The 10,520-nt window shown below is 68.0% G+C and carries 7 protein-coding genes; 5 read left to right on the top strand and 2 right to left on the bottom strand.

What is annotated here, in order from left to right; genetic code table 11:
* Positions 1-71: 71 nt before the first annotated feature.
* The gene (recG, locus tag Q8N19_RS16450; protein WP_305592560.1) at positions 72-2,147 is read right to left on the bottom strand and encodes an ATP-dependent DNA helicase RecG; all 2,076 of its coding nucleotides are present in this window, start codon (positions 2,145-2,147) and stop codon (positions 72-74) included.
* 97 nt (positions 2,148-2,244) lie between these two features.
* Here recG and Q8N19_RS16445 point away from each other — a divergent pair, with 97 nt between their 5' ends.
* From Q8N19_RS16445 to mfd, 3 genes are all read left to right on the top strand, one after another.
* Entirely contained in the window at positions 2,245-2,859 is a 615-nt protein-coding gene (locus tag Q8N19_RS16445) for a hypothetical protein (protein ID WP_305592558.1), read from the top strand.
* Positions 2,860-2,932: 73 nt separating this feature from the next.
* Complete coding sequence (locus Q8N19_RS16440; protein ID WP_305592556.1) at positions 2,933-3,226, top strand: succinate dehydrogenase assembly factor 2; 294 nt, start codon at positions 2,933-2,935, stop codon at positions 3,224-3,226.
* Positions 3,216-6,713, top strand: a complete 3,498-nt coding sequence (gene mfd / locus Q8N19_RS16435) for a transcription-repair coupling factor (RefSeq protein ID WP_305592554.1) — start codon at positions 3,216-3,218, stop codon at positions 6,711-6,713. The genes Q8N19_RS16440 and mfd overlap by 11 nt, the downstream gene beginning before the upstream one ends.
* Positions 6,714-6,721: 8 nt before the next feature.
* Here the strand turns inward: mfd and Q8N19_RS16430 are convergent, their stop codons facing one another.
* Entirely contained in the window at positions 6,722-8,038 is a 1,317-nt protein-coding gene (locus tag Q8N19_RS16430) for a diguanylate cyclase domain-containing protein (RefSeq protein WP_305592552.1), read from the bottom strand.
* A 136-nt stretch (positions 8,039-8,174) separates the two neighbouring features.
* On the opposite strand from Q8N19_RS16430, the gene Q8N19_RS16425 reads away from it, so the two are divergent.
* Positions 8,175-8,948, top strand: a complete 774-nt coding sequence (locus Q8N19_RS16425) for an SDR family NAD(P)-dependent oxidoreductase (RefSeq protein ID WP_305592550.1) — start codon at positions 8,175-8,177, stop codon at positions 8,946-8,948.
* A gap of 70 nt (positions 8,949-9,018) precedes the next feature.
* Positions 9,019-10,158: a CaiB/BaiF CoA-transferase family protein gene (locus tag Q8N19_RS16420; protein ID WP_305592548.1), complete on the top strand. Its 1,140-nt coding sequence runs from the start codon at positions 9,019-9,021 to the stop codon at positions 10,156-10,158.
* Positions 10,159-10,520 lie beyond the last annotated feature (362 nt).

The raw sequence follows: 10,520 nt of genomic DNA, 5'->3' as shown, positions 1-10,520 counted from the left end.
AAAAATGTCTCCAATCATGAAGTTAGAGCATTTTTGATCCGATAACTGCGTCACACTTATCGGAAAATGCTCTAGCCGGCGTCCTGCAAGGTGGAGTGAGCCTGCCAGTCAAACAGGGCCTGCAGAACCCTAAGAGCCTGGCCGCGGGCTGAGGTCAGGCCAGGGTCGCGGGCGAGGATCAGCCGTGCGTCGTCGCCTGCCGCGGCGATCAGATCCCGGTGGGCGATGGGATCAGCGAACACATAGGCGGGAAAGCCGCTCTGGCGCAGGCCAAGCGGATCGCCGCCGCCGCGAAGCTCCAGATCCCGCTCGGCGATCAGGAAGCCGTCATCGGTCCGACGCAGGATGTCGAGACGCTTCTGGCCGGTTTCAGACAGGGGCGGATCATAGAGCAGGACGCAGGCGCTTTCCGCGCGTCCCCGACCCACCCGTCCGCGGAGCTGATGCAGTTGGGCCAGGCCGAACCGTTCGGCCTGCTCGATCACCATGATGGTGGCGTTGGGCACGTTCACCCCCACCTCGACCACCGTGGTGGCCACCAGGACCGACAGCTCGCCCTGGGCGAAGCGGGCCATCACGGCGTCCTTTTCGGGACCGGGCATCTTCCCATGAACGAGCCCGACGCTGGGCCCGATGCGTTCGCGAAGCTCGCCTGCGCGACGCTCAGCCGCCGCCAGGTCGGTCTTTTCCGACTCCGACACCAGCGGGCAGATCCAGAAGGCCTGGGCGCCGGCGGCGACCACGGATTTGAGACGCGCCTCCACCTCTGACATGCGGCCCATGGGAATGGCCCGGGTCGCTACGGGGGTCCGGCCAGGGGGCTTCTCGTCGATCCGCGAGACATCCAGGTCGCCGAACACCGTCAGCTCAAGGGTGCGGGGAATGGGCGTCGCCGACATGGCCAGCAGGTGAGTGGCCGCGCCCTTGGCCTGCAGGCGCTGGCGCTCGGCCACCCCGAATCTGTGCTGCTCGTCGATTACGGTCAGGCGCAGGTCGTGAAAGACGACGTCGTTCTGAAAGAGGGCGTGGGTGCCGACGGCGACCTGAACCGCGCCGCTCGCCAAGGCGCGCAGCTTCTCGGCGCGGGCTGCGCCCTTGTCCCGGCCGGTCAGCAGAACGGCGGCGATCCCTTGAGCCTCCAGCGGGGCGGCCAGGGTTTCGAAATGCTGGCGCGCCAGGATCTCCGTAGGCGCCATCAGGGCGCTCTGGCCCCGCGCCTCAGCGACATCGGCCATGGCCAGCATGGCCACTACTGTCTTACCCGACCCCACATCCCCTTGGAGCAGGCGCGACATGCGATCGCCGCTGGCGAGATCGGCTCGGATATCGGCCAGGGCGCGGGTCTGGGCGCCGGTGAGCCGGAAGGGAAGAGCGTCGGCCAGGGCTTCAGCCCGTTGGCCTGCGGCGATCGGCGGAGCCGGTTCGGCCCGACGCTCGGCCTTTTTCTGACCCATGGCCAGTTGGTGGGCCAGCAGCTCGTCGAACGCCAGGCGCTGGCGATGGGGCGCCTGGGCGGTGAGGTCGGCTTCCGTTTCGGGCGCATGAAGGCGGGCGAGGCTCTCTCGCCAGCTTCCCCAGCCCTGACGGGCGAGCCAGGCGGGGTCCTGCCACTCGGTCAGGTCGGGGCAGCGGGTCAGGGCGTCCAGGGCCAGGCGCCGCACGGTGCGGGCCGGCAGGCCGGCGGTGGCCGGGTAGACCGCCTCCACCTCGGGAATCTGGTCGGCCTTTTCCACCGGGACCAGATAGTCCGGGTGGGCGATCTGGATTTCCGAGCCGAACCGCTCGACCTTGCCGCTGACCAGCCGCCGTGCGCCGACCGGATGCTGGGCCTCGATACGTCCGCCAAGGCCCCCGAAATAGACCAGGGTGAGAAAGCCCGTGCCATCAAAGGCCCGCACCCGCCACGGCTGGGACGGATTGCGCGGCGGCTGGTAGGCCTCGATGGTCACCACGAAGGTCTGCACGTCGCCCTCGAGCGCGCCGTCGACCCGCGCCGGATGGCGGTGGATGAGGCTGTGGGGCGCCAGAAAGGCCACGTCCCGCACCACCGGACCGGCCAGCTTGCTCAGAAGCGGCGCAACCCGCGGTCCCACGCCCTTCAGCGTGTCGATCGGGGCGAACAGGGGGTACAGAATCTCCGGACGCATGGCGGCGATCATAGCGTGGCCGGGACCGCCGCGCGCGGTGGACTGGGCGCGTGGGCCATGATGATGTGCGGGCCGATGCAGAGTTTTGGAGGGTGAGATGCGCCGATGGATGCTGGTCGCCACGACAGCGGGTCTCCTGAGCGCCTGTGGCCAGGCCGAGCCCACCGCCCCGGCGGCCGAAGCGACGCCCGCTGCCACCCCGGCCGCTGACACCGAAGCGATCTCTTCGGCGGCAGATCTGGAAGGCTTCACCCATGCGGCGGGCGAGGATCTGTTCGGCTACTACTTCCCGACCCAGCCCGTTCAGATTGGCGACTGGCGCCTCGACCATATCCATATCGGCGGGGCGATGGAGTTCGCCGCCTGGGAACGGGGCGAGCGGACCGAGACCTACGCGCCGGTGATGCTGGAGTTCTCGGACGTCACCAGCCCGATCTCCACCAATGAACTGGGCCAGCAATATCACCAACGAAGCCTGCGGGTGCTGCCCACCGCCTACAGGCTGGGGGAGGGAGACTTTCGGTTCGTCGGCCGTCATCCTGACATTGGGGACGTCCGGATCGATGGCATGATCGATCTCGCCCAACTGAAGGCCGAACGTGACACGGGTGGCCGCTCCCAGGCTGAGGCGGCGGCTCTGCTCAAAATCTCCGCACAGGTCGGACCGGAGGCCTTTCGGAATTTGTCTTTCACCTGGTTCGGCGGCGACTGATCAGCCCCTGGCGCGTTCAGCCAGTCCTTGACCCTGGCGCTCGGGCGGCGGGGCCTCTATATCCGCGCTCGCCATGGCCGACACACACGACATCCGACTCAAGCGTCTCAAGTTCCGCTCCTGGCACCGGGGGTTCGTGGAGGCCGACCTGATCCTGGGCGGTTTCGTGGATCGGCACGCCCGTGATCTCAGCCCGGCCCAGCTGGACGTTCTGGAGCATCTGCTCGATCAGCCGGATCAGGACATCTATGCCTGGATTGTCGAGCGGACGCCGACGCCGGCGGAGTTCGACACCGAGATCATGAGCATGATCAAGGTTTTCCGCGACGAAGCTCACAAGACTATCGGCGGCGCCCATGGCGGCTGACGGAGCTGCTGCTCCCAGCGCCACACAGCTGAAGCGCATCAATACCGATCCCGAACGCATCGATCTCGTCGGCGCGCCGGAGGGCTATGACGCCCTGGTGATGTCGGACATCGTCCGCGCCCGGGGCGGACTGACCGTGTTCATCGCCCGCGACACCGCCCGGATGAGCGCGTTTGCTGATGCGTTCGGGTTCTTCGCGCCGGACGTCGAGGTGATGCGGCTGCCCTCATGGGACTGCCTCCCGTACGACCGCATCGGCCCGTCCCCAGGAGTCGCAGCCCAGCGGATGACGACACTTGCGCGCCTGGCGACCGGTGGGTTCTCGCCCAAGAAGCCCGCCGTGCTGGTGGCCGCCATCCCGGCCATGATTCAGCGGGTCCCGCCGAAGGCGGCTGTGGAGGGCGCCTCCTACAGCGCCCATGTGGGCCGGCCGGTGAAGATCGCCGACCTGGAACGCTACTTCGCCGTCAACGGCTATCAGCGGGCCTCAACCGTCTCAGAACGTGGCGAATTCGCCATTCGCGGCGGGGTGATCGACGTCTTTCCCCCTGCATCGGATGAACCTGTCCGGCTAGACCTGTTCGGCGACATCCTGGAATCGATCCGGGCCTTCGATCCCGAAACCCAGCGCTCCACACGGCAGCTGACGGAGATCAGCCTGCTGGCCGTGAGCGAGGCCCTGCTGGACGCCGAGGCCGTGTCCCGCTTCCGCAAGGGGTATGTGGCGGCCTTCGGCGCCGCCGGCGACGATCCGCTCTACGCTACGGTCAGCGAAGGCGGCCGCCGGGCAGGGATGGAGCATTGGCTGCCCCTTTATTATCCGAGCCTCGAGACGGTCTTCGACTATCTGCCCAACGACACCCTGATCGCCGTCGACCATCTGGCGCCTGAGGCCAGGGATGAGCGGCTGAGCATGGTGCGGGACGCCTATGAGGCCCGGGCTGAGGCCGGCCGAAAGTCCAACTATCGCCCATTGTCGCCGGAACAGCTCTATCTGACCGCCGAGGAGTGGGAGGGCGCGCTCGCCACCCGGCCCAACCGACGCTTCTCGGCCTTCAACGCCGTTGAGGGCGAACAGGTGATCGACCTGGGCGCCCGGGCCGGGCGCAGTTTCGCCCCCGAACGCCAGCGCGACAGCGTCAATCTGTTCGAGGCCACGGTCGACCACGCCAAGGCCCAGACCGCGGCGGGCAAGCGTGTTCTGTTCGCCTCCTGGACCGAGGGCGCGTCTGAGCGTCTGGCGGGCATGCTGGCCGATCACGGCCTGTCGAAGATCTCCCTCGCCCCCTACTGGCAGGCGGCCAAGGCGGCGGACCCGAAGACGCCGCAGCGGGTGGTTCTGCCCCTGGAGGCGGGCTTCGAGACCGACAAGCTGGTGGTCATCTCCGAGACGGACATTCTCGGCGACCGGCTGGCGCGGCCGCGCAAACGGCGGCGCGCGGCCAACTTCCTAGCTGAGGCCTCCGCGCTCACGCCCGGCGATCTTGTCGTTCACATTGAGCACGGCATCGGCCGCTATGAGGGTCTGAAGACTCTCGACGTCCAGGGCGCACCCCACGACTGCCTGGAGCTGCAATACGGCGGCGAGGCCAAGCTCTACCTTCCGGTGGAAAATATTGACCTGCTGACCCGCTACGGCGCGGAGTCTGATGGCGTCACCCTCGACCGCCTGGGCGGCGCGGCCTGGCAGGCGCGCAAGGCCAAGGCCAAGGAACGGCTGCGAGAGATGGCCGGCGGCCTGATCCGCATCGCCGCCGAACGGGCCATGAAGTCGACCCCCGGCATCGATCCGCCGCACGGGGTGTTCGACGAGTTCTGCGCCCGGTTCCCCTATGAGGAGACCGAGGACCAGCTGAACGCCATCGGCGATGTGCTCACCGATCTGGGCTCCGGCCGGCCCATGGACCGGCTGATCTGCGGCGACGTCGGCTTCGGCAAGACCGAGGTCGCCCTGCGGGCCGCCTTTGTCGCGGCCATGAGCGGCCAGCAGGTGGCCGTGGTCTGCCCGACGACCCTGCTGGCGCGGCAGCACTTCAAGACCTTCGAGGCGCGGTTCCAGGGATGGCCGGTCAAGGTGCGGCGCCTGTCACGACTAGTGCCCGCCAAGGAAGCCGCCGAGACCCGCGAGGGCCTGAAAAATGGTGAGATCGAGATCGTGGTCGGCACCCATGCGGTGCTGTCCAAGCAGGTCGGCTTCAAGGATCTCGGCCTAGTGATTGTCGACGAGGAGCAGCACTTCGGGGTCAAGCACAAGGAGAAGCTCAAGGAGCTTCGCGCCGACGTGCACATGTTGACCCTGACCGCCACGCCCATCCCCCGCACCCTGCAGATGTCTCTGTCGGGCATCCGCGAGATGTCGATCATCGCCACGCCGCCGGTCGACCGTCTGGCGGTCCGCACCTATGTGACGCCATGGGACCCGGTGACCGTGCGCGAGGCCCTTCTGCGGGAGAAGTACCGCGGCGGTCAGGCCTATTTCGTCACGCCTCGCATCTCCGACCTGCCAAATCTGGAGCGGTTCCTGCGCGAGCAGGTGCCGGAGGTGCGCTTCGTGGTCGGCCACGGCCAGATGCCGCCGACGCAGCTCGAAGAGGTCATGTCGGCCTTCTATGACGGCCAGTATGACGTGCTGCTCTCCACCACCATCGTGGAGTCGGGCCTGGACGTGCCCACCGCCAACACCCTCATCATCCACCGGGCCGATATGTTCGGGCTCTCGCAGCTCTATCAGATCCGCGGCCGGGTCGGCCGGGCCAAGGCGCGCGCCTATGCCTACATGACCACGCCCGAGGACAAGGCCATCACCCTGTCGGCGGAGAAGCGGCTTCGCGTCCTGCAGTCCCTCGACAGCCTGGGCGCGGGCTTCCAACTGGCCAGCCATGACCTGGACATCCGGGGCGGCGGCAATCTGCTGGGCGAGGAGCAGTCGGGCCACATCCGTGAGATCGGGGTCGAGCTCTACCAGCAGATGCTGGAGGACGCGGTCAACGAGCTGAAGGAACTGGTGGGCGCCGAGGGCGTGCAGGATCGCGGCTGGTCGCCGCAGATCAACACCGGCGCCGCGGTGCTGATCCCGGAGGCCTATGTGCCTGACCTCAATGTCCGGCTCTCGCTTTATCGCCGCCTGTCTGAGGCCGAGCAGGCCGCCGACCGCGAAGCGCTGGCAGCCGAGCTCATCGACCGGTTCGGCCCGCTGCCGCCGGAGACCGACCAGCTGCTCAAGGTGGTGGCCATCAAGGGCATGTGCCGTCAGGCCAATGTGGCGAAGATCGATGTGGGCCCCAAGGGCGCGGTCGTCACCTTCCGCAACGACGCCTTCCCGAACCCGGGCGGCCTCATCGAGTTCGTCCATCGCAACCAGATGGGCTGGCGTCTGCGGCCGGACAACAAGGCCGTGGTCAAGGGCGAGTGGGAGAGCCCCGAGCAGCGCCTCAACGCGGCCGAGCGGATCCTCACCGAGCTCTCGCGGTTGGCGCTCGCCGCCTAGAGGCCTGGTTAGGTGGCCATGGCGCGGCGGGCGGCTTCCTCAAGGGCCCGGCCGGCGCCGTGGGCGGGGGTGACTTCGGCCACGCCGATATCGAACTCGACCACGAAGGGCGGGCGGTTGTCGCCCGCCTCGAAGGCCGTGCAGCCAATCACCGCGGCGATCCGCTCGCCTGCCGCTCTGGCCGCGGCGGCCGGCGTCGCCGGTAGCGCCAGGGCGAAGACCTCGTGGCTCAGACGCGCGGCGGTGTCCTCCACTCGCACCAGCCTGCCGATCATGGCCCCGATCTGCGGAATCGCCCGGTCGAGCCAGCCCTGAGAGCGCGCTTCGACGACCTCCTGCCGTTCGGAGACCTTGAGGACGCATACGCTCAAGGGACGGTTGCGGATTCGGGCGGCCTGGGCCAGGCGGCCCAGATGTGTGGCGAACAGGTCCCGGGTGAACAGGCCGGTGGCCGGATCCATCAGGCCCGAGGCGCGGGCTCGCTCCAGCGCCCTTCGAGTGGCGGTCTGCTTGCGATAGGCGCGCGCCAGTTCGATCACCCGGCCAGCGGTCTCGGCCTCGGCTGAGCCCGGGGAGGCCACGTCCGAGACCCCTCGGTGATAGGCTTCGGACATGGTGAGATAGGATTCCTCACGCATGTAGAGCAGGGCTGGCACATGATAGAGGCGGGTGTTCCGCCGCATGCCTGCGGCGATGGATAGCGCCTCGTTGGGATTGTCGCCCGCCCACAGGACGACCGTGTCGAACGGGCGCTCATGCAGGTAATCGAAGGCCGTATAGGCGGTGAAGGCGCCCACCACCTCCGCGCCGCTACGCGACAGGGCGTTGGACAGGGCCAGGAACTGCGGCGCGGGCTCGCCGATGGCCAAGATTCGGAACGGCGCGGGATCAGGATCGGCCGGATCGAGGGTTCGGTTCTTCTCGGCGAAGGTCTGCTGACGGAGCTCGTACTCCTCCTCAGCGACCGCCATCCGCACCAGATTCTCTAGCCGCAGAACCGCCTGGGCCGGGTGGAGCGGCGGGGCGAGGATCAGGTCAAAATCCTGGGCGCCGTCGTCGGGCTCACCAATGGCGACAACCGGCAGGCGGCGCGGCGCGCAGGCGGCCTTGAGCCGCCGGGCAAGCGTCAGCGCCTCTGGCCCGCCGCTGCGCAGGTCGACAATGGCGGCCTCAATCTGCAGGTCAGCCAGGGCGGCGATGCCTGCATAGGGTCCGCGCGCCGTGATCGTACGCCAGCCGAGGCGATCAAGCCCCTCGGCCAGGGGACCCGCCAGCCCGTCGTCTCGCGCGACAATCAGAACCCGCGCCTGGACGCCTGCGGACATTCTCTGCACCTTTGACGCAATACACATTCCCCGGCTTGCGCTCGGGGCGCCAGAATCGGGCGTCCGCGAAGATATCTCGCCCAGACGGCGCGGGCGAGGGATGAGCGCGTCGCAGGGTTGGCATAGGGGATAACGAATGTTCGCTGAAAGACCGCTGGAGGGCAAGGTCGCCCTCGTGACAGGCGCCTCTGGGGGGCTGGGCGCCCACTTCGCTCGCGTTCTGGCGGCGGCCGGCGCCGAGGTGGTGCTTGCGGCGAGGCGGGTGGAGCTGGTTGAGGCGGGCGCAGCTGAGATTACCGCACATGGCGGCCTGGCCCATGCCAGGGCGCTGGACGTGGCGGACGTCGCGCAGATCGGCCCGCTGTTTGAAGAGGTCGCCGCCGCCGTCGGGCCGGTGGGCATCCTGATCAATAACGCCGGGGTAGGCGGGGAGGGGCGCGCCCTGGATCTGACGCCGCAGGCCTGGGACCAGGCCTTCGATGTCAATGTGCGCGGAGTCTTCTTCTGCGCCCAGGCCGCCGCGCGTCAGATGATCGCCGCCGATATGGCCGCCCATGGGGGCGGCCGCATCGTCAACATCGCCTCGATCGCCGCTCACACCGTCCTGCCGGGCCTCTCGGCCTACAACGCCTCGAAGGCCGCCGTCGGCATGCTGACCAAGGCCCTGGCTCGCGAATGGGCGCGCCATCACATCGCGGTCAACGCCCTGTGCCCGGGCTATGTGGAGACCGACATCAACCGGGACTGGTTCGAGACCGAGGGTGGCCAGAAGCAGGTGCGAGGCTTTCCGCGCCGCCGTCTGATGGAGGCCACAGACCTTGACGCCGCCCTGCTGATGCTGGCCGGGCCTGCAGCCTCGGCGATCACAGGAACCCTGGTGACCGTCGATGATGGGCAGTCGCTGCCCTGACAGCCTTGGCTGACGGCGCGTCACGGCGCCTAGGTGGAGCCCAGCAAGACAAGACATTGGAGGACGCGCCATGCGCCAGGGACCCTTAAGCGGACTGAAGGTCGTGGAATTCGCCGGCATCGGACCCGGACCATTCTGTGGAATGCTGCTGTCCGACCTCGGCGCCGACGTGGTCCGGATCGACCGGAAAGGGAAGGGCCGCGCCTCACCCGCCGATGTGACGAGCCGGGGCCGCCGCTCCATCGGCATGGACCTGAAGTCCCCCGACGCCATCGAGGCCTGCCTGAAGCTGATGGAAGGCGCCGATGCGGTCTTCGAGGGCTTCCGGCCCGGCGTCATGGAGAGATTGGGGTTGGGCCCCGACGTGGCCCTGAAGCGTAACCCCAAGCTCGTTTATGGCCGGATGACCGGTTGGGGCCAGACTGGGCCTTACGCCCATGCCGCCGGCCATGACATGAACTACATCGCCATCACCGGCGCGCTCGACGCCATCGGGACGACCGACAAGCCTGTTCCGCCCCTGAACCTGGTGGGGGATTTCGGTGGCGGCGCGCTGTACCTCGCGTTCGGCCTGCTGGCGGGGGTGATCCATGCCCGGGAGAGCGGCCAGGGCCAGGTGATCGACTGCGCCATGAGCGATGGCGCGGCCTCTCTGATGGCCATGTTCTATGGCTTCAAGGCCTCGGGGATGTGGAACTCGGGCCGGCGCAACAACCTGCTCGACGGCGGGGCGCACTTCTATGACACCTACCAGTGCAAGGACGGCAAGTGGGTGTCGATCGGCTCCATCGAGCCGCAGTTCTACGCCCTGCTGCTGGAAAAGACCGGCATCACCGACCCTGCCTTCCAGAAACAGATGGATCGGGGGGAGTGGGAGGGCCTTCGGGTCAAGCTCGCCGAGGTGATCGCCGGCAAGACCCGCGATGAGTGGACAGCGATCATGGGCGGCACCGATGTCTGCTTCGCCCCCGTTCTCGACATGGATGAGGCGCCGGCTCACCCCCACAATCAGGCGCGCCAGACCTTCGTGGAAGTGTCCGGTGTGATGCAGCCGGCGCCTGCGCCGCGGTTTTCGGCCACCCCGGGTGCGATCCAGGGGCCGCCGCCGGCCATCGGGGCGCATGATGAGGAAGCGCTCGCCGACTGGGGCTTTTCAGGCGATGAGATCGCCGCCCTGCGTCGCGCCGGCGCCATGATGGAGAGCGCGTAACTTCCTGAACGGTTTGCGGAATTCCCGTTCAGGCGCCGTTCAGCGGGCCGCTCATAATTTGAGCCCAGGTTGAGGCCGCACTCTCCCGTCCCTCGAAGCGGCCGCGACCCGATGGCTGACACGCCCATCGATGACGCGCCTCCGGCGACCCCGGAGGCGCGTCGTCACTTTCAAGGGGGCGCTTGCGCCGCCGGGGATTCCTTGATCAACGTCGGACATGTCGATCCACCAGGAGCTGGACCGCTTGGGCATGCGTCGATGGGAGCCCGTCCGCGCGGCTCGCCTTGGCCTGTCCACGGTGGGGCGCGCCCTGACCCGTCTCTGGGGCCGGGATGTGATGCTCTATGTGGGCGGCACGTCCT

Origin of the sequence: Phenylobacterium sp. (assembly GCF_030693405.1) — a bacterium.
Classification (GTDB): domain Bacteria; phylum Pseudomonadota; class Alphaproteobacteria; order Caulobacterales; family Caulobacteraceae; genus Phenylobacterium.
This window is presented reverse-complemented; position numbering and strand designations above follow the sequence as displayed.

Excerpts from the sequence above, each read along its gene's own strand:
- recG (WP_305592560.1), bottom strand. The coding sequence starts at position 2,147 with ATGCGTCCGGAGATTCTGTACCCCCTGTTCGCCCCGATCGACACGCTG.
- Q8N19_RS16445 (WP_305592558.1), top strand. The coding sequence starts at position 2,245 with ATGCGCCGATGGATGCTGGTCGCCACGACAGCGGGTCTCCTGAGCGCC.
- Q8N19_RS16440 (WP_305592556.1), top strand. The coding sequence starts at position 2,933 with ATGGCCGACACACACGACATCCGACTCAAGCGTCTCAAGTTCCGCTCC.
- mfd (WP_305592554.1), top strand. The coding sequence starts at position 3,216 with ATGGCGGCTGACGGAGCTGCTGCTCCCAGCGCCACACAGCTGAAGCGC.
- Q8N19_RS16430 (WP_305592552.1), bottom strand. The coding sequence starts at position 8,038 with ATGTCCGCAGGCGTCCAGGCGCGGGTTCTGATTGTCGCGCGAGACGAC.
- Q8N19_RS16425 (WP_305592550.1), top strand. The coding sequence starts at position 8,175 with ATGTTCGCTGAAAGACCGCTGGAGGGCAAGGTCGCCCTCGTGACAGGC.
- Q8N19_RS16420 (WP_305592548.1), top strand. The coding sequence starts at position 9,019 with ATGCGCCAGGGACCCTTAAGCGGACTGAAGGTCGTGGAATTCGCCGGC.